Below are 24540 nucleotides of genomic sequence, written 5' to 3'. Positions count from 1 at the left end.
TTATTGCGCGGCGGGAATCATCCACGGCTGATTTGATGATATTTTTTCTTCATGTGCTGCAATGGCGGCATCGCTTTGCTCGGTGATGGAAATTTCATCCAATCCGCCGAGCAGGCACATTTTGCGGAACGGGTCGATTTCAAAGCGGAAACGATCTTGGAACGGCGTGGTTACCGTTTGCGCTTCCAAATCGACGGAAATCGGGTCGGTCTGCGCGACCTCCATCAAACGGTCCACCGCTTCTTGGGGCAAGACCAGCGGCAAAATACCATTCTTAACGGCGTTGCCGGAGAAAATGTCCGAATAGCTGGGTGCAATGACCACGCGAATGCCAAGGTCGCCAATGGCCCAAGCAGCATGTTCGCGGCTGGAGCCGCAACCAAAATTGTCGCCGCCGATCAAAATGGGCGAACCTTGAAATTCCGCGCTGTCGAACAGATTGTCAGGGTCGGTGCGCAGGGTTTCAAACGCGCCCTTGCCCAACCCCTCGCGGCTGACGGTTTTGAGCCAATGTGCCGGAATGATGACATCGGTGTCGCAGTTTTTGAGGCCTAGCGGAATGGCGCGGCCTTCGACTTGATTCAGCGGATTCATGCCATCAACTCCCGAACATCAGTCAATTTGCCGGTAACGGCGGCGGCAGCGGCCATGGCAGGGCTGACGAGGTGGGTGCGGGCACCCGGACCTTGGCGGCCCACGAAATTGCGGTTGCTGGTCGATGCGCAGCGTTCGCCAGCGGGCACCTTGTCAGGGTTCATGGCAAGGCAGGCCGAACAGCCCGGTTCGCGCCATTCCAGCCCCGCGTCGATAAAGATTTTGTCCAGCCCTTCGGCTTCGGCCTGTGCTTTTACAAGGCCTGAACCGGGGACGACAATCGCCCATTTGACATTGTCCGCCTTTTTACGGCCTTTCAAAATAGCGGCGGCGGCGCGCATATCTTCGATGCGGCTGTTGGTGCAGCTGCCGATGAAGATATTTTGCACTTCGACGTCCGACAATTTGGTGCCGGGGGTCAGGCCCATATATTCCAACGACTTGGCAGCGGCGATCTGTTTGGACGGATCGGCAAAGCTGGCGGGGTCAGGCACCATGCCCGTAATGGGCACCACATCTTCGGGGCTGGTGCCCCAAGTGACGCTGGGCGCAATGTCCGCGGCGTTGATGATGACGGTCTTGTCATAAGTTGCGCCGGCGTCGGTCGCCAAGCTTTTCCAATAGGCCACCGCTGCGTCCCAATCATCACCCTTTGGTGCATAGGGGCGATCCTTGAGATAGGCAAAGGTCACATCGTCCGGCGCAATCAGGCCAGCGCGCGCGCCGCCTTCGATGGCCATATTGCTGATGGTCAGGCGGCCTTCGATCGACAGGCTGCGGATCGCGCTGCCGGTATATTCAATGACATGGCCGGTGCCGCCAGCCGCGCCAATGACGCCGGTAATGTGCAAGATGATGTCCTTGGCCGACACGGCGGGGCCGACTTCGCCTTCGACGCGCACTTCCATCGTTTTGGCGGGTTGCAGCAACAAGGTTTGCGTGGCCAGCACATGTTCCACTTCGGATGTGCCGATACCAAAGGCCAGCGCGCCGATGCCGCCATGACAGGCGGTGTGGCTATCGCCGCACACAATCGTCGCACCCGGCAGGGAAAAGCCTTGTTCCGGCCCGACCACATGAACGATGCCCTGTTCCAAGGCGGTTTCTTCGATATAGCGGATGCCGAAATCTGGCGCATTTTTGGCCAATGCGGCCAATTGCGCGGCGCTTTCGGCGTCGGTGATCGGCAATTTATTGCCAGCCGCATCGCGGCGGGCGGTGGTAGGCACATTATGATCGGGCACCGCCAGCGTTAGATCGGGGCGGCGCACTTTGCGGCCAGCCGCGCGTAGGCCAGCAAAGGCTTGCGGACTGGTGACTTCATGGACCAGATGACGGTCGATAAAGATCAGGCATGTTCCGTCTGGGCGCTGTTCAACAACATGCGCATCCCAGATTTTCTCATATAAAGTGCGGGCTTTTGTCATGCCGTCCACTTACGCTTGCTGCACAACTTTTCAACCCTTTCTGTTGGCAACTATGTAATAATTGTTCGTCGGTTCGTCGGAATTTTCGAAGGGCTGTGCTTTTTCTTCGCAGCATCGGCGATATCGGCTAAACTGTCGGCATGTCTTTGCTTTCCATCATCCTCACCGTGCTGGCGTCCACCATCGCTATGGAATTTGTCGCTTGGTCCAGCCACAAATATATCATGCATGGCTTTGGTTGGGGGTGGCACCGCGACCATCATGAGCCGCATGACAAGCTGTTGGAAAAGAATGACCTATTCGCCATTTTTGGAGCGGGGATGAGCATTTCGGCCTTTGTGGTGGGCAGCCCGATGATCATGGGCGCATCGGCGTGGGAGCCTGCGACATGGATTGGCCTTGGTATCCTGTTTTACGGTATCATATACACGCTGGTGCATGATGGGTTGGTGCATCAACGCTATTTCAAATGGGTGCCGCGCAAAGGCTATGCCAAAAGGTTGGTGCAAGCCCATAAGCTGCATCATGCGACCATTGGCAAGGAAGGCGGGGTTAGCTTTGGTTTCGTCTTCGCCCGTGATCCCGCCAAATTGAAAGCGGAATTAAAGAAGCAGCGCGAGGCGGGCATTGCCGTCGTGCGGGATGCGATTGCGGATTAAACCGCCAAGTGGGCGGGCACGAAAAAAGGCGGCTGGGGAAATCCATGCCGCCTTTTTTGTACCGTTGAGCTTGTTGGCTTAGACGATATAATGCGCCGTGGTCTTTTCCGCGACTTCCTTGGCGCTCACGCTCGGCGCGGTTTCGACGAGGCGGAAGGGCGAATTATGATCGTCGCGCTTGAACACCGCAAGATCGGTCACAATCATATCCACCACATTTTTGCCGGTCAGCGGCAGGGTGCAGGCGGGAATGAATTTCGGGCTGCCATCCTTGGCGTTATGATCCATCACGACGATGATTTTTTTCACGCCAGCGACAAGGTCCATCGCGCCGCCCATGCCTTTAATCATCTTGCCGGGGATCATCCAGTTCGCGATGTCGCCATTTTCGGCGACTTCCATCGCGCCCAAGACGGTCAGGTCGATATGACCGCCGCGAATCATCGCGAAGCTGTCGGATGAGCTGAAATAAACGGACTGGGGCAATTCGCTGATTGTTTGCTTGCCAGCGTTGATCAAGTCGGGGTCTTCCTCGCCCTCAAGGGGGAAGGGGCCGATGCCCAACATGCCATTTTCCGATTGCAGGGTGACATCCATGCCAGCGGGAATATGGTTGGCCACCAAGGTCGGGATGCCGATGCCAAGATTGACATAATAGCCATCTTGCAATTCCTGTGCGGCGCGGGCGGCCATTTCATCGCGGGTCCAAGCCATTATGCGCTCTCCTGCTCTTGTGCTCGCACGGTGCGGAATTCGATTTTCTTGTCATATGGCGCGCCAAGGATCAGGCGCTTCACATAGATGCCGGGCAAATGGATGTTATCGGGGTCTAAGCTGCCGACGGGCACGATTTCTTCCACTTCGGCGATACAGATTTTCGCGGCGGTGGCCATCGGTTGGTTGAAGTTTCGTGCTGTCTTGCGGAAAATGAGGTTGCCGCTGGTGTCGGCTTTCCAGCCTTTGATAATGGCAATGTCCGCGAAGATACCGCGTTCCAATATATAATCCTGACCGTCGAACTCCTTCACTTCCTTGTCCTCGGCCACCAAGGTGCCAACACCGGTTTTGGTGTAAAAACCGGGGATGCCAGCGCCGCCAGCGCGGCAACGTTCGGCGAGCGTGCCTTGCGGACAGAATTCGACTTCCAGCTCGCCGGACAGATATTGCCGTTCAAATTCTTTATTCTCGCCGACATAAGATGAAATCATTTTCTTCACTTGGCGGGTGCGCAGCAGCTTGCCCAGCCCTTCGCCATCAATGCCCGCATTGTTGCTGGCAATGGTGAGGTCTTTCACGCCCGATGCCTGAATGGCGTCGATCAAGCGTTCGGGAATGCCGCACAGGCCAAAGCCGCCAGCGCAAATCTGCATGCCGTCAAACAGCAGCCCGTCAAGGGCGGCTGCTGCATTAGGAAATTCCTTATTGGCCATGCCTGTAGCTCCTCTCCCAAAATCTTTCGGGCTGTTTGTTGTCATCCTATTGGTAGCCACTGTGTGAGGAATGATAGATCAATTCCAATTTGGTATTTTTTCATTTATTCATAAATAATGTCTATTAATCGTATCGCGCTTTATCATTTGGAAACATTGTTCTGGATTGACCGTTTGGGAACATTCGCGGCGGCGGCGGAGCGGTTGCATGCGACACAGCCAGCGGTTTCGGCGCGGATGCGCGAATTGGAAGCGCGGGTTGGAACCGCTTTGTTTCGGCGCGATGGGCGCCTGATGTCCCTGACACCCGCCGCACGCAAATTGGTGCGCGAATGCGAACCCTTGCTGCGCCAAATGGAGGCCGCTTTGCTGGGCAGCGGCGGATTTGGTGAGGCGCGGGGCGTGGTGCGGATCGGTGCGGGCGAAATTGCGGCCGCCACCATTTTGCCGTCCTTCATCGTCCGTGTGAAACAGGATATGCCTTTGGTTGGACTGGAGGTGGAGATTGATCTGACGGCGCGGTTGATTCAGCAATTGCTGGCTGGCCATACGGATTTGGTTTTCGCGGTGGGTCCGGTGGCCCATCCGGCGTTGATGTCCCATCCCATCGGGGCGGTGAAATTGCTGTGGTTGGCGCGGGCGGATGTGGTACAGGATTTCGCGGCCTATCGCGCTGGAACGGGGGCGGCGGTGCCCTTTTGGTCGCTGGCCAGCCATTCCCCCATATATCAGCGAATGCGTGCGGGCCTGGCCCAGCTTCGCATGTCCGACGCACTGTTAAATCTGTCGAACAATGCACGTATGATGGTGGATATTGCCAAAGCGGGCGGCGGTGTGGGGGTGTTTCCGGAACCTATGGTCCGATCAGAAGTGAGCAGGGGTGAATTGGTCGTCCTGCCCGACATGCCTGATTTGGAGCCTGTGAATTTTTTGGCGCTAACCCGCGCGGCAGAGACAGACCCGATATTGCAACGAATTTATAGCGAAGCGAAGCAATTGAATATGTCTGATATCCCCCAACGATGACATAAAATTGTCACAATAAAAACAGTCTTAAAAGAAATTGATAATGGCAAAACTGCACCCTATAGCTTGTGGCTTATAGGTCGTAACCTTGTTTGGCACGGCCCCGCGAGCGAGAATGCTTTCCAAAATAATTCGGAAAGGCGTGGGGGGATTTTGGATTTTGGATATGAAAAGCAAATTCTTTTTCGCTGCTTTGGCAGCTTCTTTGTGCGCTACAGCCACGCCCAGCATGGCGCAATCGTCGGGCCGCAAAGCCCAAGAACGCGCGACCGCTGAAATTCCGAAATGCACCCGCAAATTGGGCAGCATTGCGATTGTCGAACCCGACAATCAATGGTGGCGCGCGTATGAATTGGGCAGCCCCGAAGCCTTGCTGCGCGTGATGGTGCAACAATCGGGTTGCTTTACCATCGTCAACCGTGGCCGCAGCATGCAAAGCCGCAATTTGGAACGCGCAATGGCCGATAGCGGTGAATTGCAAAGCGGTTCGAATCTGGGCAAGGGACAGGTTCGTGCAGCGGATTATTTCTTGCAGCCTGACCTGATTAGTTCCAACCGCAACAGCGGTGGCCGCGGCCTTGGCGGCGCGCTGGGCGGTTTGGTCGGCGGAACCTTTGGTGCTTTGGCTGGCGGTATTAACGTCAAGAAAAAGGAAGCGAATGTCACGCTGTCCATCGTCAATGCCCGCACCACCGAAGAAGAAGCTCTGACCGAAGGCTATAGCCGCAAGAGCGACCTGAGCTTTGGCGGCGGTGCTGGCGGTTTCTTTGGTGCATTTGCTGGCGTTGCTGGTGGCGGTTATGAAAATACTGAAATTGGTCAGGTGATCGTGCTGGCTTATTTGGACGCTTATACCAAGCTGGTCACCCAAATGGGCGGATTGCCAGCCAATGCAGCGGCGGCCGCGCCGCGCGCTCGCTGATATAACAGCATTTTTGCCGCGCAGCCTGTGCGCGGCAACGACAGAAACAAAAAAGAGTGCGCCCTATTTGGGGTGCGCTCTTTTTTATGGGGAGAGGGGAAAGGTCTAGGGGGCTAGAGGTCCAAGCGACGCCAAAATTCTTGTGCGTCAATTTTGCGGGGGCTTTGGCCATCCGATGGCAGGGGGCGATGGGCGCCGCCAAAAAATGCGGGGCTGGACTTGCTATCCGTGCCCGCGTCGATTTTCCGATCTGACGATGGACGAGCAGAGTCTGGCTGGCATGGCTGCGGTTGCGTGCGGGGGTCCGCGCAAAGGCATGTGCTTTTCTTGGTCATTTCAAACTCCTTGCGCCCCCTTCAATCCCGAAAAGCGCCCAAAGTTCCGCAGGATGGCGGTGAAAAGTTGCGCTGTGCCGTTTATCCGCTGAAAAATATCGGCTTTCAGTTGACGTAAACGTAAAGGTCTTTATCGCAGGCAATAGATGCGCTTTCGACGCGTCGCAGCAGGATGAGGAGAGCCGCCTATGTTTGCCAATCTGGCATTGCCGCTGATGTGCGCCCCCATGAGCTTTGCGTCATCCCCCGAACTGGCAGCCGCCTGTTCGCGCGCGGGTGTCGTCGCGGGATGGCAGGGCGGAACCTATACCAATATGGCGGAATTCGAGCGTTATATGGACCGGCTGGCGGACATAGCCGGTGCACCGCCGATTGTGAATTTGCCCGCGCGTATTGCCACAGAGGATATAGGGCCTGCCAAGCTGGCATTGCTGGAAAAACATCATGCGCCTTTGGTGCTGTGCAGCCTTGGCGCGCCGACCGAACTGATCAAGCGTGTGCATGGTTGGGGCGGCAAATTGATTCAGGATGTCACCACCATGCGCCACGCCGAAAAGGCGTTGGAAGCGGGCGTTGACGGTTTGATGCTGACCTGTGCGGGGGCGGGCGGGCATACGGGGTTTTTAACGCCCATGGCCTTTGTTCCCGCTGTGCGGCGGATGTATGACGGGCCGATCATTGTCGCAGGCGGCATTGCGGATGCATCGGGCATCGCGGCGGCCTTGGCGCTGGGCGGGGACATTGCCTGTATGGGCACGCGCTTTATCGCCACACCAGAATCGGGGGTGGTCGCGGGACACCGAGACATGATCGCGCAAAGCGGCGTCGATGATATTGTGATTGCATCGGCGATGAACGGGGTTCCCGCCAATTGGATGGAGCCTTCGATTGCCGCCGTCGGGCTGGACCATCGCAAATTGCCCAAAGAGCGCACCGCCATGCCCGACGGGGTGCAGGCGTGGCGCGACATATGGAGCGCGGGGCAAAGTGTCGGCTTGATCGACGAAGTTGAAGAGGTGGACCAATTGGTTCGGCGCTTGACCAGCGAATTTGAAGCCTTGGATTTCCGATGCGATTGGCGCGCACGATTGGCGCGATTTGAAGATATTATGACAGAGGATGCAGGATGAACAGCATGACCGGACAAGCGAATTTTGACCTGACAGGCCGTGTGGCTTTGGTGACGGGTGCATCATCGGGGTTGGGCGCCGGATTTGCCAAGGCGTTGGCCGCTGCGGGGGCCAAGGTGGTGTTGGCGGCACGCCGCGCCGACAAATTGGCCGAGCAAGTGGCGGAAATTGCGGCGGCGGGCGGCCAAGCTTTGGCGGTCAGCATGGACGTCACCGATGAGGCATCGACCATCGCGGCCTATGCAGCGGCAGAGGCGCATTTCGGCACGGTGGACACGATTGTCGCCAATGCGGGCGTGGCCACGGAAAAGCTGGCGATGGCCTTAACAGGCGATGATGTGGACCATTTGTTGAGCGCCAATGTGCGCGGCGTGTTCTTGACCGTCAATGAAGGGGCCAAGCGTCTGGACGCCGATGGCAGCCGCAAGAAACAACATGGCCGCATTGTCATCATCGGGTCGATTACGGCGGAAAAGGTGTTTCCCGCAACTTCCGTCTATGGGGCGACCAAGGCAGCCGCGCGCCATTTGGGCAAAGCCTTGGCCCGCGAATGGGCGCGGCGCGGCATTAACGTCAATGTCATTCAGCCTGGCTATTTTGAATCGGAAATGACGTCTGACCTGTTTGAAAGCGAAGCAGGCCGCAAAATGGTATCCGGCTTCCCACGTCAGCGTTTGCGTCCACCCAGCGACCTGCATGCGCCCTTGCTCTTCCTATGTTCGGATGCCGCCGCTGGCGTAACGGGCGCGGTCATCACCGTGGATGATGGACAAAGCCTATGAGCGGCGAACTGATCATCGAGCGGCGCGGCGATATTGAAATTGCCACGCTGAATCGGCCCCAGCGGATGAATGCGCTGAACACCGGCTTGGTCGCGGAATTGAACGATTATTTCGGCGGCCTGGTGGACCGACCCGACGTGCGCGTGGTCATTTTGCGGGGCGAGGGCCGCGGTTTTTGCGCGGGGCTGGATATTCAAGAAGACCGTGACAGCGACGAAACGCCTGTGCTGCGCACCTTGCGAACCCAGACGCAGATCGGCAATATTTACCGCAAAATGCGCGCCTGTCCCCAGCCCATCATCGCCTTGGCCCAAGGGGCGGCAGCGGGGGGTGGTTTGTCGTTGTTGCTGGCATCGGACGTACGATATGGCACGCCGGATTTCCGCTGCAACGCTGCTTATATCCGCATCGGCCTTGGTGGCTGTGATATGGCGTCCAGCTATTTTCTGCCGCGCCTTGTTGGCGCTAGTCTGGCGTCGGAAATGATCCTGACAGGGCGGTTTGTTGTCGCGCCGCGTGCGCTGTCGGCTGGCTTGATTAGTGAGATTGTCGAGCCGGAGGCGCTGCTTGATCGCGGATTGGAACTGGCGGCGGAAATGCTGGCCACCAGCCCTTATGGACTGCGCTTGTCGAAACAGGCTTTGTCGCTGAATATTGATGCGCAAAGTTTGGACGCGGCGATGGCCATAGAGGATCGGCAGCAGGTGATCTTGTCCGCGACCGAGGATTATAAGGAAGCAATCACCGCCTTTTTGGAAAAACGCCCGCCGCATTACAGCGAGCGTTGATCCGGCAACAACCTATCCTGCTTTGGCTGTCATAATGGTGCGGCCATCGGGGCCGAGGGCGGCGAGCGTCCAGCCGCCGTCCTCTGCTGGCTTGCCAACCAAATATAGGTCTTGGTTTACAAAGGCTGGCGATATGGCGCGCATTTGAAAATGCTTCAGCGCGTTAATGCCCAATTGGCGCTGGGCAAGGTCCAGCAACAAGGTCGCCGTTAACGGGCCATGCACCACCAAATCGGGATAGCCTTCCTCGTGCTGGGCATAGGGCGTGTCATAATGAATGCGGTGGCTGTTGAAGGTCAGCGCGCTGTAACGGAACAGCATGGCGGCATAGGGCGTCACTTTGCGCTGCCACTGCCATGATGACAGGTCGGGGGCTGAGGCTGGGGCAGCCGGAATGGTCGGCACAGGCTTGATGATCGGGGCCGGAGCGCGGAACACGATGCTTTGGGTTTCCCGTACGGCCAAGGCGCCATCGGCCATCGTGTCATTCGCGACCTCGACAAAGAATAGCTGGCCGGTGGAACCATTTTTTTCGGTGATCGATGCAATGGTGGATGTGCGGTCAATGGCTGCGCCCGCCGAAATGGGGGCGTGAAAATGCACGTTGCTGGCCGCCCACATGCGGCGCGGCAGGGGCAGCGGCGGCATGAAGCTGTCGGGGCTGTCATCGCGGCGAGGGTGGCCGTCTGTGCCCAATTGCGCGGTTGGCGCGTCCGGCAGGCATAGGCACCAATGAATGCCTTGTGGTGCGGCAGGCGCGTTGCCTTGCATGTCCCAAAGATGATCCAAGGTCGCGCAAAAGCGCGCCAGTGCGGCAGGGGTCAACAGGTCACGAAATTGTGCGCTGCGCCCGATCCAATTCTCCCATGTCATGCGTTGGAATAAGCACGTTCCCCAAGCCTTTGTCACCTGCCACTTGCATTATGGCGGAAAGACATTGCTTGACGGAATGATATGGCATAGCAAGTGTCAATTGATTCCCGACGGAGGGGGGAATGGTGATGGCAGCGCGCGCAAAGCCGAGCGAATATGATCTGCGCCATAACGCAGATCTACACCGCAATGCAGATCAATGCTATCGGGCAGATCAGGTCCGAAGGGCGGATCAGCGCGCTGCCTCCCGCTTGTCTATGATGCAGCAATATATTTTGGCGATGATGCGACGGATAGTCGCGCTTGTGCTGGGCCTATATTTGGTCTTGCCCATCGCGGTCACCGCCCAAATCAAGACTGACGGGCAGAGCCGGACAGGAAGCGCGCGCGCACCCAATGTCATTTTGTTGGTGGCCGATGATTGGGGCTATAGCGATGTCGGGGCCTTTGGCGCGGAAATCGCTACCCCCAATCTTGATCAATTGGCCTATAATGGCGTGCGTTTTTCCAATTTCCATGTGGCGGGATCCTGCGCCCCGACGCGCGCCATGCTGCAAACAGGCGTGATGAACCACCGCAATGGTTTGGGGAATATGGCGGAAACCATTCCCGACGAACATGTGGGCAAGGCCGGTTATGACACGGTGATGAACCTGCGGGTGGTGACGCTGGCGGATATGTTGCGGGCGTCGGGATATCGAACCTATTTCACCGGAAAATGGCATTTGGGCAGCGACGCGAAACGCTTGCCCCATGCACGCGGATATGATCGGGCCTTTTCGCTGGATGATGCGGGCGCTGATAATTTTGAACAAAAACCGATCACCGGCCTGTCGCGCCATGCGGCGTGGTTGGAAAATGGCCGTCCTGCGACCTTGCCGAAAAATTATTATTCCTCGCGATTTTTGGTCGACAAGATGATCGAATATATTGACCAAGGTCGCCAAGACGGGCCCGCCAAGCCATTTTTCGCGTCGGTCAATTTTCTGGCGAACCATATACCGATACAGGCCCCCGATGCTGACTTGGCCCGTTATCGCGGGCATTATCTGGACGGGTGGGACAAGCTACGCGCGGCGCGGGCCAAACGGGCGGCGGAATTGGGCTTGGTGCCAGCGAATATCACCCCCGTGCATATGGCGACGACGCGCAATTGGGCGCAGCTGAGCGATTCGCAGCGGGATCGAGCATCGCGGGAAATGCAAGCCTATGCCGCCATGGCCACGGCGATGGACCGTGAAATTGGCCGTTTAATCGCGCATTTGAAGGCGATTGGCGAATATGACAATAGCATCATCATTTTCCTGTCGGACAATGGGGCAGAGCCGACAGACCCTTATAGCCGCCTGCGAAACCGCCTGTTTTTAAATGCCCAATTGGACAATAGCCTGAACAATATTGGGCGGCGCGGCAGTATGATCGCCATTGGGCCAAGCTGGGCATCGGCGGCGGCGTCACCGCTGCGGGGGTATAAGTTTAGCGCGGCAGAGGGCGGGTTGCGCGTGCCTTTGATTGTGCATTGGGCGGGCGCGGCCCAGCGCGCGTCGATGGGGCAGGGGGTCATTGCCAAAGGCTTTGCCCATGTGACCGACCTGTTGCCGACGATCGCGGACTTGGCCGGCGTGCCCGTGCATGGCGGCGCGTGGCAGGGGCGCAGCGTCGAAGCGGTCACCGGCCGCACATTGGTCCCGATGCTGCAAGGCGGCACATCCAGCGTCCATGGCGATAATCCATTGGGATATGAATTGTCGGGGAACAGCGCATTGTTTCGCGGGGATTATAAGCTGGTCCGCAATTTGCCGCCCACCGGAAACGGGATGTGGGCCTTGTATAATTTGATGCAGGACCCCGGTGAAACCCAAAATTTGATCGCCAAAGAACCGCATATCTACCAAGCCATGCTGGCTGATTATCGTGCTTATGCCAAAGTCAATGGCGTGTTGGATATGCCGGAGGGCTATAATGCCGACGACCAGATCAACCTATATGCCATGCGGCGGCAGGGTGCGCGGCCATGGATTTTTGCGGGGGCGCTGCTGCTGTTGATTGCGGCGGGGGCTGCGACGGTTCTGGTCTTACGGCGTCGGCGGCGACTGGGGCGGGGGCGGGCGCGTCGGGTCGATTAAACGGAAACCAATATGGTCGGTGCCCAAGCTACGTTCCTGAAATTGCCGCGCTGCGGGGCGGTATCGGGCGCAATAATTGGACGCGCATAGAAAGCTGCCTCCCTTGATGACATTTTGTCGTTCCGCCGCTGGGGATGCCGCATCTGCCCGATCTGCAACATCCACCGTCCATTCCCAGACATTGCCAATCAGATCGTAAATGCCATTTTTATCGGCGGGAAAGCATCCGACGGGCGCGCGGCCGGTGAAGCCGTCGCTGCCTTTGTCGTTAAATGGAAAGCTGCCTTGATAGACATTGGCGGCTTTGCTGGGCGGGGCGTCGGGGTTGGCCCCGCCGCTGCGCGCCGCCCATTCCCATTGATCTTCGCTGGGCAGCGCCATGCCGCGCCATTTTGCATAAGCCAAGGCATCGTCATAAGCGATTTGAACCACGGGTTCGCGGGGGTCTGGCTGGTGATTGTCGGCGGGGCCGCTAGGTTGCCGCCAATTCGCCCCCACCACCCAGCGCCACCAATTGGGGTTGCCATCGACGGGTATGGTAAACACCGCTGAACCGGGCTGTTGCATGTCGGCAGCGGCGTCGGCCATGGGCGGTGGGCTGCGTTCCGCGACGGTGATATAGCCTGTGGCGCGGATGAATTCGGAAAATTCGCTATGTGTGACTTCATGGGTGCCCAGCCAAAAACCGGCCAGCTTGACCCGTGCGGGGCCGCTTTCTTCGGGCAATTGGGCGTCATCGCCTTTGGTCAAGGTGCCGCCCGCGATCCAGCGAAATTCCACAGGGTCTAGGGCAGGGCACGGGGCTGCATCGTTGGTCGCTGTGCGGCGTGTGTCGGCTTGTGATTCTGATGTGTCGCCGCCGCTACAGGCCGTCAGCCCAAAACAAAGGGCGGTCCCCATCATCAGCCATGTTTTTCTGTTCTGCCCCCAAGACATTGATGCGCCTCCCCCGACGAATTTTTGGCTATTTATGGTTCCGATATGGATTGCATCAAGCAATCCACCATCAACATGGTTGTTGTGCTGGCATCTTCGGCTGTCAATTGTTGATCATGGCGCAGCAACGACCAATTTTGAAAGGCCAGTGCGGCGCAAATGGCTTCGGTCCGCAGGCGATGACTGCGCACATGATCGGGGATTTGTCGCAACAAAAGCTCGCGTTCCAAATTCACAATTTGTGCATATTGGCCCATCAGAAAAGGCGAGGAATAACGCCGAACATTGGCTGCCAAGCGAAAGGGCAGCATCGTTTCAAAGATTTGAACGCGCCGCTGGGCCAATTCGCGCACATTGTCGCGCCAATCGCTGTGACGATAAGGGGCCATGGCGATGGGCAGCAATTGTTTCGCCAAAATGGCGGATATTTCCGCATAAATGGCATCCATATCGTCAAAATGCCGAAAGACCGTGCGCAAGCCAACCTTTGCTTCTTCGGCGACACGGGCGGCGCTGGGGCTCATTTCCCCATTGGCCATCAAGGACATCATAGCATCGATAATGCGTTGACGGCTGGACCGACTGCGCTGACGCCGACCGTCGGTGAGTGCTGGGTCCAATGGTGGCGTGGTCGTCATGCTTGTCATCCCGCCCTGCTGGCGTAGCAGGCCCTGCTGGTCAATGGCTAGTAGGTCATCTTGCGTGTTTAATAATATAGTGGCACATATAGTGCCAATAAAAATTAAAAAATCCTTTTTTGGGGCAGGAGGGGACAGATATGGGACAAAAATCCATATGGTTGGCAGCAGTTTTGCTGCTGCTGGGTGGGGGCTATGTGGCCTTTGATCAGAATAAACATAAAATTCCGGGCTGGATCAGCGATTGGCGCGACCCCGTTGGGCCAAACCGCGACATTGCGTGGCAGACGGGGCCTGCAACACCCAGTCAAGGTGACGCGCGCCAAGATGGCAAGCGACGGCCCAATATCATCTTGATCGTGGCGGATGATTTGGGATGGAATGACATTAGTTTGAACGGCGGCGGTGTGGCGGGGGGCCGCGTCCAGACCCCGAATATTGACCGTATCGCCCAAGAAGGCGTGAATTTTACCAGCGCCTATGCTGCCAATGGCACTTGTTCGCCATCCCGTGCGGCCATGATGACGGGGCGATACCCCACACGCTTTGGGTTTGAATTTACGGCGGTTCCCGTCAGCTTTGCCCGGGCGGTGGGCCATGGCACGGGTGTCGGACCGCTGAAAACCATTTACCATGGCGAGCGCGTGACCGATGACATGCTGGATTATGCCGACATGGGGGTGCCGGCATCCGAAGTAACGATTGCCGAGGCGTTAAAACCCGCAGGCTATCATAATGTGCATATCGGAAAATGGCATCTAGGAGAGGCACAAGCCTTGCAGCCCCATTCCCAAGGATTTGACGAAAGCTTGGCGGTTTTGGCGGGGGCCGCGATGTTCCTGCCGGTGGATGATCCACAGGCGGTGAACGCCAGACTGCCGTGGGATCCTATTGATCGCTATTTATGGCCCAATTTGCGGCACGCGGTCAGTTTTAATGGCAGCGCCCGTTTCGCGGCGCGGGGACATATGACCGATTATCTGGCCGAGGAAGCGATGAAGGCGATTGAGGCGAATCGCAATCGACCATTTTTCCTATATCTGGCGTTTAATGCCCCGCATACGCCCTTGCAGGCGACCAAGGCGGATTATGACGCTTTGTCGGATATAAAGGACCATAAGACCCGCGTTTATGGGGCGATGATTGCCCAAATGGATCGGCGTATCGGCGACCTTATGGCCAAGGTGAAGCAATTGGGATTGGACGATAATACGCTGATTATTTTTACCAGCGACAATGGCGGCGCTTGGTATACGGGCATAGAGGGGCTGAATATGCCCTATCGCGGGTGGAAGGCCACATTTTATGATGGCGGTATCCGCACCCCCTTGTTCATGCGCTGGCCCGCGCAAATTGCCGCAGGCACGCGGCGGTCAGATTTGGCAGGTCATCTGGATCTGTTCGCTGTGATTGCGGGGGCGGCGGGGGCAAAACTGCCCACGGACCGCGTGATGGACAGCGAGAATGTGCTGGCTGGGCCGCCCAAGCGGCAGGCGATGTTCTGGCGGTCCGGCGATTATCGGGCTGTGCGTCAGGGGGATTGGAAATTGCATGTCACCAAACGCCCTGTATCGCAGCGCCTCTATAATCTGGCGGATGATCCGCAGGAAAGGCGGAATTTGGCGCAGGCCCAGCCTGATAAGGTGGCGGCGCTGCAGGCCATGATCGATCAGCAGAACCGCGACATGGCCCAGCCCTTGTGGCCCGGCTTGATCGAAGCACCGGTGCGGCTGGATGTTCCATCCAATGCGCCGTGGCAAGATGGGCAGGATTATATTTACTGGACCAACTGAGCCACGGGAGGCGTGGAGGCTGTATCCATTTTGTGATGAATGTGGGCATCAAGGTTCGTTTTTCGCGTCCTTGATGCCGGCAATGGCTTATTCTTCGCCCGCGATGATGGCTTCGACGCTGTTGGCCACCGATGGGTGATAGGTGGGCCGTGCTTCGCGGAACAGGTCTGCCGCAATAGCTTTGCCCCAGTCGCCTTGCGCCATCAATCCGGTGAACAATGGCTTGATGAACAGGCCGCGCCCGACGCTGGTGGTAAATTGCCGCAAGGATGGCAGCGCGGCATCATAGCGATTGTTGATGGCCAATTGCAGCCATGCCGAACGCGCATAGGCATTGTTGGATGTGGACAGGTGCAAGGCGTTGTCCAATTCTGCCAGACGGGCGGCGGGCAATTGGCGGGGCAGACCGTTTAGGAAACGCTGCCATTGCTGGGTGTTCCAACCCTTGACATTCACCGCGCTGGCGGGCCCACCGGCCGCGAAGGCGGCCAATTGTTGGTCGACGGCGGCCAAGGTGCTGCTTTTTACATGGACGGCATTGTCGGGCAGGCCAGCACCATAGGCCCAGCGATCGAGTTGCAAGGACAGTTCCAAGGCAGGGTCATTTTGCAGGACCTGCTGCCGCAAATCGGCCAAGAATCCGGCGGTGGTTTGGGGTTGGAAGGCATAGCGGTCGAAATAGGATTTTAAATAAGCATCCCAGCGCGCACGGCCCAATTTGACCTCGAGCATCCGCAGGAAATTGCTGCCCTTGGTATAATCTACCAAGCCATCACCGGGCGTGCCGTTCAGGCGGGTTTTGGGGCCAGTTTGTCCGCCATTGGCGGCGATGACACGGGACATATCGTCCCAATCCAAATCCGTATATAAGGCGGCGCGTTCCTTGCCATAAAGCGCCTCCATAATGCGGTTTTCGAAGTAAGTGGTGAAGCCTTCGTTCAGCCACCCGTCGGACCATGTGGCATTGGTCACCAAATTGCCGGACCAGCTATGTGCCAATTCATGGGCGACCACATCGGTGTTGGACCGATCGCCGGTAATCAAGGTCGGCGTCAAGAAGGTCAGCATGGGATTTTCCATGCCGCCATAAGGAAAGGCGGGCGGCAGGACCAACATGTCATAGCGGCCCCAGCGATAGGGGCCATAAAGCGCGGATGCGGCGTCAATCATCGCCTCAATATCCGCAAATTCATAGGCGGAGGCTTGTAGCATTTCCGCCTCCGCCCAAACGCCAGAACGCGGGCCCAAGGATTGGAAATGCAGATCGCCAACCGCAAAAGCGATCAGATAAGGCGGAACGGCTTTGTCCATTTTGAACGCAAAGCGGCGGCGGCCGTCCTTCAGCCGTTCGCCTTTGTCGCCGCTCAGCTTTTCGGCGCTCATCACGGCGACCAGATCCGCCGGAACCGTTAATTTGGCATCCCATGTTTGGCGAATGCCGGGGCTGTCTTGGGTGGGAACCCAACTGCGATTGTGGATCGCCTGACCTTGGCTGAACAAATAGGGTTTGCTTTTGCCTGCGGTCATAGCAGGCGGCAACCATTGCAGCGCGGATGCGCCGGCCGCAGAGCGATAATGAATGATGATGCGCTTCGCCCCGTTTAGGGTAACCGTGACGGGGGCGCCGAGGCGCGGGTCGGATGCGCCAATCGCAAAGGGCAAGGCGCGGCCTTTGTCGTCGGTAATCGACGATATGGCCAGATTTTCCGAGTCCAGAATAATCTGCTGGGCACCTGGCGCTGTCCACAGATCCAGCACCGCTTTCCCGCCAACATTTTGAGCCGTAAAATCCACATCCAAATCCAAAGAAATATGGGTCACGCGGGCGACATGCGGCTGGGCATGGGTCCATATATCAATGGCATCCGCACCGATCAGAACCGGCGCAATTTCTTCGGGTGCAGGCGATTCGGATGAGGGTGCCGCCAAAACAGGGGCACTGAGCGAAAGCGTGCTGGAAAGCAGGAGCGTGATGATTTTATGGCGCATAGCCAAAACTTTACGGCGCAAAGTGAGGAGATGCAACGATGTTGCAACAAAAAGGGTTCATGCCATGAATGCTGATTCTCTATTCCAGTAAATATTTGTGATTTAACGGCTAATATAATTACCGGCCACAATTGTTCATTCATCAAATAATTTGATGATCATGGAATGCCCGAATAAAATTCGGGAAAGCTCCCAATTCTCCGAACAACATTTCTGAAAAGCCAAAAATTACCAAACACCTTCGAGTGCGGCGATGATAGCTTTGAAAAAAATAAAGAAATGACGTTCGTGGGGAACATCAGTTAACAAGGGGAGCTTATTTAGATGAGCATGAAGTTTCGAGCTGGGCGCACTGGGGCGACTATGCGTGCAGCATTGCTGGCATCGGCAGTGTCTATGGTTATGGCCGTGCCCGCCATGGCCCAAGATGATGGCGAAATTGTTGTTACAGCATTGAAGCGCGACACGCGCCTTCAGGATACACCGCTGGCCATTTCTGCCGTAACCGGTGACTCGCTGACCAAAGCTGGTACGACCAGCTTTACCGACCTGACCAGCAACACACCTAGCCTGCGTATCGTGGACAGCGGCCCGGGTAACCGCCGCGTGATTTTGCGTGGTATCGTTGGCGCAGGTGAACCAACCGTTGGCATGTATTATGACGAATCGCCGGTTTCGGGTTCGGTTGGCACAACCAGTGACGCCGCTGGCAGCACCCCAGATTTTCGTATCTTTGACGTAGAGCGCGCGGAAATTCTGCGTGGTCCGCAAGGCACGCTTTATGGTTCGGGTTCGATGGGCGGCACCGTTCGCATCATCTATGAAAAGCCCAAGGCCGACCGCGTTGAAGGCGCTGTCGCGATGGGCGTTTCGGCGGTCGAAGGTGGTTCGCTGGGCGCATCGGCGGACGGCATGATCAACCTGCCGATCGTCAAGGATGTGTTGGCGCTGCGCGTGGTTGGCGGTTATCAGCAATTTGCTGGTTATATCGACAATGAAGTTTATAACACCAAGAACATCAACGATGGTTATAGCTATAGCGGCCGTGCGCTGCTGCGCTTTACCCCAACCGATCGTTTGACGCTGGATCTGGGTGCTTATTTCACCAAAGTTGCAACCGACAGCTCGCGCTGGAACTTCGGTCGCTTTGACGGCGCTGGCAATTTGGTGGAAGCGGGCAAGCAGCATGTTTCCAATGGTCGCTCGGCATCGGGCAACTATGACAAAAACCGTATCTATAGCGGTACGCTGCGTTATGATTTCGACACCGTGTCGGTTACCGCTGTTTCGACCTATTTCGATCGTGATCGTATCGTCGTAAACGACGTGTCGAACAATTTCGATGGTCGTGCTGATGCAGCTGGCTACCAAAAATATGTAACCGACCCTTATAATAAATGCTTGGACAAACTCGATCCCGGTGCGGATCCCGCCCTTTGCGGAACCCCCATTGGTTACAGTGACTATCTGACGGAAACGACAGCGATTCAAACGTCTAGCCTGTATCAGCCGCAAAGCGTGAAGAACTGGACCAACGAAATCCGCATCAGCTCGACCGGCAACGGTCCCTTCGGCTGGACCGTTGGCGGCTTCTTGGAAGATCGCAAATCGACCGTGCGCTCGACCTTGTTGGCTGGCGATCCTTTGACGGGCGAATTGCTGCCATTTACAGCGATTCAAACGTCTAGCCTGTATCAGCCGCAAAGCGTGAAGAACTGGACCAACGAAATCCGCATCAGCTCGACCGGCAACGGTCCCTTCGGCTGGACCGTTGGCGGCTTCTTGGAAGATCGCAAATCGACCGTGCGCTCGACCTTGTTGGCTGGCGATCCTTTGACGGGCGAATTGCTGCCATTTGAAGCCGAAAACATCTATTATGATCGCGTCGTGAACGACCGTCAGAAGCAAAAGGCATTGTTCGCTGAACTGAACTATAAGTTCTTCGACAAGCTGACGGCGACCTATGGCGTTCGTTGGTATGATTATGACAAAACCGTTGGCGGCATCGTGACCCAAGGTCAGATGCACTATGCATCGGTGGCATCGCCTTTTGTTGAATCGTCGACCCAAGAAGACGGCTTTGTTCACAAGTTCAACTTGTCCTATGAATTCAGCCGCGACTTGATGATCTATGCTCAGGCTGCGCAGGGCTTCCGTCCGGGCGGCGTGAACCAAGCTGTTGGTCTGGATGCCGCTTTGGCTGCCTATACTTCGGACAGCCTGTGGAACTATGAGCTGGGCGTGAAGAGCCAGCCGCTGCGCGGCGTTTACTTCAACGTCACCGGTTACCAAATTGATTGGGACAATATGCAGGTTTCGGGCCGAACGGCCGGTGCCAGCAGCTCGTTCGGTCTGATTTCCAACGTCGGCGCTGCTCGCGTTCGTGGTTTGGAAGTCGAATTGACGGCGCGTCCTTATTCGGGCCTGTCGCTGGGTGCGAACCTTGGCTACACCGATGCAAAGTTGACCGAAGATCAGGTGAGCACGGTTGTTGTGGCCGCGGGCCGTAAGGGCGATCGTCTGGCCCATGTTCCCAAGTGGAACCTGAGCGGATCGGCTGACTATGTCTGGTCGCTGAGCGATGCGTTGGAAGGCACGGTTCGTGTCGACGGTTCGTTCGTTGGTTCGTCCTATACCGCTCTTGCGCCTTCGGACCAATACCGCCGCAAGGTCGACAGCTATGCCTTGTTCAACCTGCGCGCTGGCGTGCAGGGTGACGATGGCAATTGGAGCCTGAGCGCCTATGTCAACAATGTGTTTGACGCATTGGCCATCACGACCAAGAGCGCGTCGAGCAACAATGGTGCTTATACGCTGGCCTATACCGCGCCTCCGCGCACCTATGGCTTGAACTTCACCAAGCACTTCCGCTGATAAAAAAGGATGCGCTGCGCCCACGGGTGGCAGCGCATCCTGCTTTTGAGGGCAGATCATAAAATCGTGACGGCGGGCGGGGTTGGGCCCGGCTGCATGGGCGTGATGTTCGGCATGACCATGGCGTCATGACAAAGAGGGGGCCGGTGGCCATCGGCCCCTTTCATTCTTTCGATATACAAGGCCGGTCAGGGTGAATCGGTTCTATCAAGGGGCGTGGAATGATGGGGATGAAGACTATGGCTACCCGCGCGCTGCTGTTGAGCGGCGCGGCGATTTTCGGCATGAGTGGCAGCGTATCAGCCCATGTCGCAGAAGCACCCTCAAATGGTGTGACTGTTGCACCAGCAGCAGAAAATATTCCGGCACCAGCCCGTAAGGCGGGTGAGGGCGCGGGTCCGTTCCGCAAGATGGTTATTCGCGGTGTGACCCTGATCGACGGCAGCGGCGCCGCGCCGCGTGGTCCCGTGGACGTGGTTGTTGAAAACAACATCATTACCGAAATTCGCAACGCAGGTACACCGGGCCTGCCCTTGGCCGCCCAGCGCGGACCACGTGATGCGGATTATGAGCTGGACGCCACGGGCATGTTCATGCTGCCTGGCTTTGTGGACATGCATGTTCACGCGGCTGGCGCGGATAAGGCGCCTGACGCCAGCTATTCTTACAAGCTATGGCTGGCCCATGGTGTGACAACTGTTCGCGGCGTGGGCCTTGGATCTTATGAATTTGCCAAGAGCGAACAAGTGCGTTCGGCCCGCAATGAAATTGTTGCCCCGCGCATTTTTAACTATGTCGCCATGGGGTCGGGCAAGGGCTGGACCGGCGGTCTGACCAACACGCCGGAAAAAGCCCGCGCATGGGTGCGCTGGGCTGCCAAGGATGGCATTGACGGCATCAAATTGCTGGCAAATCCTGACCAGCCGCCTGAAACATTGCGCGCCATTTTTGACGAAGCCAAGAAGCAGCAAATCGGCACCGTCGCCCATTTGTCGCAAATTGGTGTCGCGCGTATGAGCGGCCGTGAAGCGGGTGAAGCTGGCCTTGGGACGATCACCCATTTTTATGGCCATATGGAAAGCCTGTTGGAAAATGGCGCGGTGCAGGATTGGCATCCCGACTATAATTTCAACGACGAACAATGGCGTTTCGCTGATGTTGCCAATTTGGCGCGCGAAAGCTTTGCACCCGGCACCAAGGAATGGAACGAATATTTGCAGGCGCAAAAGGCCAATGGTGTGACCTTCGATCCCACCATGACCATTTACGCGGCGTCGCGCGATTTGATGCGCGCGCGCAATGCCGACTGGCATGGCAAATATACGATGCCGCAAATGTGGGACTTCTTCCAATCGTCGCGCATCAACCACGGCAGCTATTTCTTTGACTGGAACACCGAAAAAGAAGTTCGCTGGGGTAATTTCTACAAGAAATTCATGGCCTTGATTAATGATTACAAGCGCATTGGTGGCCGTGTCACTACGGGTTCGGACAGTGGCTTTATCTTCAAAACCTATGGCTTTGGTTTCGTCGAAGAATTGGAATTGCTGCAAGAGGCTGGCTTTAACCCTAGCCAGGTGATTCAGGCCGCCACGCTGAACGGTGCGCTGACCTTGTATGAAACCAAGGGCAATGATGCGCCGCCGATTGGCACGGTACGGGTTGGCAAATTGGCGGACATGGTGCTGGTCAAGGAAAACCCACTGCAAAACTTCAAGACGCTTTATGGCACGGGTGCCTTGCGTCTGAATGAGCAAACGCAGCAATTGGAACGGGTCGGCGGCGTCAGCTATACCATCAAGGACGGCATTGTTTATGATGCCAAGGCTTTGTTGGCCGACGTAGCCGAAATGGTGAAATCCGAAAAACGGCGCATGGGCCGCCCAGAAGAAGGCGTGACCATGCCCTGATGAACAGGGGGCGGGCATGGCGCATATGGGGCATGCCCGCTCTGTGACATCAGCGAAAAAATAACATTGGCGAAAATATGTGTTTGGGAAATGTGATATGAAAAGTTTATTTGCCAAAGTGGCGTCGGTAGCCTTGGTGGGGTCGTTGCTTGCGGTTCCTGCATCGGCTCATTGGGACGACCAGAAAAAGCATGAAGAACTGGCGAAGGCCGTCAACATCGGCGCACCCGCGCGCGGTGCAGGCGACGGCGTTGGTCCGTTCCGCAAGATGGTGATTCGCAACGTTACGGTCATCGACGGCACGGGCGCGCCGCCGCGTGGACGCTATGACATTGTGATTGAAAACAACCGTATCACTTCGATCAACCAATCGGGGTGGCCGGGTCTGCCATCCAAGGCCAACCGTGCGCCTAGCGATGCGGATTATGAATTGGATGCGACCGGCATGTATGTGCTGCCCGGTTTCACGGACATGCACGTCCACCTGCCCGGCAGCGACAAGGCACCCAACGCCAGCTATGCGTATAAGCTGTGGTTGGCGCATGGCGTGACCACCGTTCGCGGTGTGCCATTGGCCGACCCTGTGACGGCATCGGCGGAAAAAAATCGTTCGGCCCGCAATGAAATCGCGGCTCCGCGTATCTTTAACTATCAAACACTGGGTGCTGGTTGGGCCGGCGGCGAAGTAAACACGCCGCTGAAGGCGCGTGAATGGGTGCGCTGGGCCGCCAAGAATAACATCGACGGCATCAAATTCTTTAACCGTCCGAATGAAACACCGGATGTGTTTACCGCTGCCATCGACGAAGCCCGCAAATTGGGCCTCGGCACAACGGCGCATTTGGCGCAAACGGGCGTAGCAAATTTCAACGGCCGTCAGGCTGGCGAAAATGGCCTTCACACCATCACCCATTATTATGGTCATTTGGAATCCTTGCTGAAAGATCGTGCGATCCAGCATTTCCCATCTGGCTATGATTATAACAACGAACAGCATCGCTTTGGCGAAGTCGCTGAAATCTGGAACCAAGTGCATCAGCCTGGCAGCAAAGAATGGCAGGATTATCTGGAAGCACAAAAGGCCAATAAGGTTACTTTTGACCCGACCTTTAACATCTATGCTGCGTCGCGCGATTTGATGCGCGCCCGCAATGCGGATTGGCACAGCGAATATACCACGCCGCAAATGTGGAAATATTTCCAATCGACCCGCGACAATCATGGCAGCTATTTCTTTGATTGGACCAGCGACAATGAATTCGCATGGAAGAAATTCTATGGCCTGTTCCTGCGTCTGGTGAATGACTATAAGAATATCGGTGGCCGCGTGACCGTGGGCACGGACAGCGGCTTCATCTTCAAAACCTATGGCTTCGCTTATGTCGAAGAATTGGAATTGCTGCGTGAAGCTGGCTTCTCGCCGCTGGAAATCTTCCGTGCAGCGACCACGCATGGCGCACAGACCTTGTATGAACCCAAGGGCCAAGACGCCCCAATGGGTGCCATCCGCAATGGTATGTTGGCTGACTTGGTGATTGTACCGGAAAATCCGATGCAGAACCTGAAGACGTTGTACGGCACGGGCTTCCAGCGCCTGAGCGACGAAACCGGCAAGCTGGAGCGCGTTGGCGGTGTGAAATATACCATCAAGGACGGTATCGTTTACGACGCGCAAAAGATGTTGGCAGAAGTTCGTTCGATGGTGTCGTCTGAAAAGGCACGCGTAGGACAATAATTCCCTGACGAAAAAGGCGCTGGGTTTGTCGCCCAGCGCCTTTTTTGAGCCTTTGTGGTGATGGTCAAATGGGCAAATGCGTGGAGTTTTTGACTTCGTCCAACACCGCATAGGTACGGGTTTCACGGACACCGGGAATACGAACCAAGGTCTCGACCAAAAAGGCGCGGTATGCGGCCATGTCCCGCACGCGAACTTTTAGCAAAAAGTCGAAGCCGCCGCCGACCATGTGACATTCCAATATTTCCGGCATCACTTTGACGGCTTCGGCAAAGTCTTGGAATATTTCACCTGTGGTGCGGTCCATCAAAACTTCGATGAAGATCAGCAAGGATCGGTCAAGTTTTGCCGGATCGAGGTCCGCGCTGAAGCCACGAATATAACCTTGGTCCCTTAGCCGCTTTAAGCGGTCAAAACAGGCCGAGGCAGAGAGGCCACAACGGCTGGATAATTCTTGATTCGTGATGCGTCCTTCGCGCTGGATCAACCGCAATATCCGCCGGTCAGCTTCTGTGAGCATCTGATGTCCTACGTCCCGATAGTTTTAGAGATAAGAAGGTTATTAGAATCTCT

20 protein-coding genes are annotated in these 24540 nt (G+C 56.6%); 11 read left to right on the top strand and 9 right to left on the bottom strand.

Annotated elements, in window-relative coordinates:
• Both leuD and leuC read right to left on the bottom strand, forming a co-directional pair.
• Nucleotides 1-594 carry a 3-isopropylmalate dehydratase small subunit gene (gene leuD, locus LKO31_RS10060; protein ID WP_227690338.1) on the bottom strand — a complete coding sequence of 198 codons (594 nt, stop codon included), beginning with the start codon at nt 592-594 and terminating at the stop codon, nt 1-3.
• Nucleotides 591-2021 (bottom strand): 3-isopropylmalate dehydratase large subunit, encoded by a 1431-nt coding sequence (leuC, locus tag LKO31_RS10055; protein WP_227690609.1) that lies wholly within the window; start codon nt 2019-2021, stop codon nt 591-593. The genes leuD and leuC overlap by 4 nt, the downstream gene beginning before the upstream one ends.
• A 140-nt stretch (nt 2022-2161) precedes the next feature.
• Here leuC and LKO31_RS10050 point away from each other — a divergent pair, with 140 nt between their 5' ends.
• Entirely contained in the window at nt 2162-2680 is a 519-nt protein-coding gene (locus LKO31_RS10050) for a sterol desaturase family protein (protein WP_227690337.1), read from the top strand.
• Nucleotides 2681-2758: 78 nt separating this feature from the next.
• Here the strand turns inward: LKO31_RS10050 and LKO31_RS10045 are convergent, their stop codons facing one another.
• Complete coding sequence (locus LKO31_RS10045; protein ID WP_227690335.1) at nt 2759-3394, bottom strand: CoA transferase subunit B; 636 nt, start codon at nt 3392-3394, stop codon at nt 2759-2761.
• Complete coding sequence (locus LKO31_RS10040) at nt 3394-4110, bottom strand: CoA transferase subunit A (protein ID WP_227690333.1); 717 nt, start codon at nt 4108-4110, stop codon at nt 3394-3396. The genes LKO31_RS10045 and LKO31_RS10040 overlap by 1 nt, the downstream gene beginning before the upstream one ends.
• Before the next feature lie 117 nt (nt 4111-4227).
• Between LKO31_RS10040 and LKO31_RS10035 the strand changes: the two genes are divergently transcribed.
• From LKO31_RS10035 to LKO31_RS10015, 5 genes are all read left to right on the top strand, one after another.
• Nucleotides 4228-5136 carry a LysR family transcriptional regulator gene (locus LKO31_RS10035; RefSeq protein WP_227690331.1) on the top strand — a complete coding sequence of 303 codons (909 nt, stop codon included), beginning with the start codon at nt 4228-4230 and terminating at the stop codon, nt 5134-5136.
• Nucleotides 5137-5302: 166 nt separating this feature from the next.
• Nucleotides 5303-6058 (top strand): CsgG/HfaB family protein, encoded by a 756-nt coding sequence (locus LKO31_RS10030; RefSeq protein ID WP_227690329.1) that lies wholly within the window; start codon nt 5303-5305, stop codon nt 6056-6058.
• A 523-nt stretch (nt 6059-6581) separates the two neighbouring features.
• Nucleotides 6582-7523 (top strand): NAD(P)H-dependent flavin oxidoreductase, encoded by a 942-nt coding sequence (locus LKO31_RS10025; RefSeq protein WP_227690327.1) that lies wholly within the window; start codon nt 6582-6584, stop codon nt 7521-7523.
• Nucleotides 7524-7528: 5 nt separating this feature from the next.
• The gene (locus LKO31_RS10020; RefSeq protein WP_227690325.1) at nt 7529-8305 is read left to right on the top strand and encodes an SDR family NAD(P)-dependent oxidoreductase; all 777 of its coding nucleotides are present in this window, start codon (nt 7529-7531) and stop codon (nt 8303-8305) included.
• Nucleotides 8302-9093 (top strand): enoyl-CoA hydratase/isomerase family protein, encoded by a 792-nt coding sequence (locus LKO31_RS10015; protein WP_227690323.1) that lies wholly within the window; start codon nt 8302-8304, stop codon nt 9091-9093. Before LKO31_RS10020 ends, LKO31_RS10015 begins: the two co-directional genes overlap by 4 nt.
• Before the next feature lie 12 nt (nt 9094-9105).
• Here LKO31_RS10015 and LKO31_RS10010 read toward each other — a convergent pair whose 3' ends face one another.
• Entirely contained in the window at nt 9106-9966 is an 861-nt protein-coding gene (locus LKO31_RS10010; RefSeq protein WP_227690321.1) for an FAS1-like dehydratase domain-containing protein, read from the bottom strand.
• 128 nt (nt 9967-10094) lie between these two features.
• On the opposite strand from LKO31_RS10010, the gene LKO31_RS10005 reads away from it, so the two are divergent.
• Nucleotides 10095-12092: an arylsulfatase gene (locus tag LKO31_RS10005; RefSeq protein ID WP_227690319.1), complete on the top strand. Its 1998-nt coding sequence runs from the start codon at nt 10095-10097 to the stop codon at nt 12090-12092.
• Here the strand turns inward: LKO31_RS10005 and LKO31_RS10000 are convergent.
• A complete protein-coding gene (locus tag LKO31_RS10000; RefSeq protein WP_227690317.1) occupies nt 12042-12995 on the bottom strand; it encodes an SUMF1/EgtB/PvdO family nonheme iron enzyme in 954 nt (317 codons plus the stop codon). The two genes, LKO31_RS10005 and LKO31_RS10000, sit on opposite strands and share 51 nt — an antisense overlap.
• Nucleotides 12996-13060: 65 nt before the next feature.
• On the bottom strand, nt 13061-13675 hold the full coding sequence (locus LKO31_RS09995) for a TetR/AcrR family transcriptional regulator (protein ID WP_227690315.1): 615 nt from the start codon (nt 13673-13675) through the stop codon (nt 13061-13063).
• Between the two features lie 131 nt (nt 13676-13806).
• Here LKO31_RS09995 and LKO31_RS09990 point away from each other — a divergent pair, with 131 nt between their 5' ends.
• On the top strand, nt 13807-15459 hold the full coding sequence (locus LKO31_RS09990) for a sulfatase-like hydrolase/transferase (protein WP_227690313.1): 1653 nt from the start codon (nt 13807-13809) through the stop codon (nt 15457-15459).
• Nucleotides 15460-15546: 87 nt separating this feature from the next.
• Here the strand turns inward: LKO31_RS09990 and LKO31_RS09985 are convergent, their stop codons facing one another.
• Complete coding sequence (locus tag LKO31_RS09985) at nt 15547-17448, bottom strand: M1 family metallopeptidase (protein WP_227690312.1); 1902 nt, start codon at nt 17446-17448, stop codon at nt 15547-15549.
• Nucleotides 17449-17811: 363 nt separating this feature from the next.
• Between LKO31_RS09985 and LKO31_RS09980 the strand changes: the two genes are divergently transcribed.
• The 3 genes from LKO31_RS09980 to LKO31_RS09970 all read left to right on the top strand — a co-directional run bounded on the left by LKO31_RS09980 (nt 17812) and on the right by LKO31_RS09970 (nt 23967).
• Nucleotides 17812-20322, top strand: a complete 2511-nt coding sequence (locus tag LKO31_RS09980; RefSeq protein WP_227690310.1) for a TonB-dependent receptor — start codon at nt 17812-17814, stop codon at nt 20320-20322.
• Between the two features lie 230 nt (nt 20323-20552).
• Nucleotides 20553-22232 carry an amidohydrolase family protein gene (locus LKO31_RS09975; protein WP_407699278.1) on the top strand — a complete coding sequence of 560 codons (1680 nt, stop codon included), beginning with the start codon at nt 20553-20555 and terminating at the stop codon, nt 22230-22232.
• A gap of 97 nt (nt 22233-22329) precedes the next feature.
• Complete coding sequence (locus LKO31_RS09970) at nt 22330-23967, top strand: amidohydrolase family protein (protein WP_227690307.1); 1638 nt, start codon at nt 22330-22332, stop codon at nt 23965-23967.
• A 64-nt stretch (nt 23968-24031) separates the two neighbouring features.
• Here LKO31_RS09970 and LKO31_RS09965 read toward each other — a convergent pair whose 3' ends face one another.
• Nucleotides 24032-24487, bottom strand: coding sequence for an Lrp/AsnC ligand binding domain-containing protein (locus LKO31_RS09965; protein WP_227690304.1), 456 nt, complete (start codon nt 24485-24487; stop codon nt 24032-24034).
• Between the last annotated feature and the right edge of the window lie 53 nt (nt 24488-24540).

Source organism: Sphingopyxis yananensis (genome assembly GCF_020687785.1).
In the GTDB taxonomy this organism is placed as follows: Bacteria; Pseudomonadota; Alphaproteobacteria; order Sphingomonadales; family Sphingomonadaceae; genus Sphingopyxis; species Sphingopyxis yananensis.
This window is presented reverse-complemented; position numbering and strand designations above follow the sequence as displayed.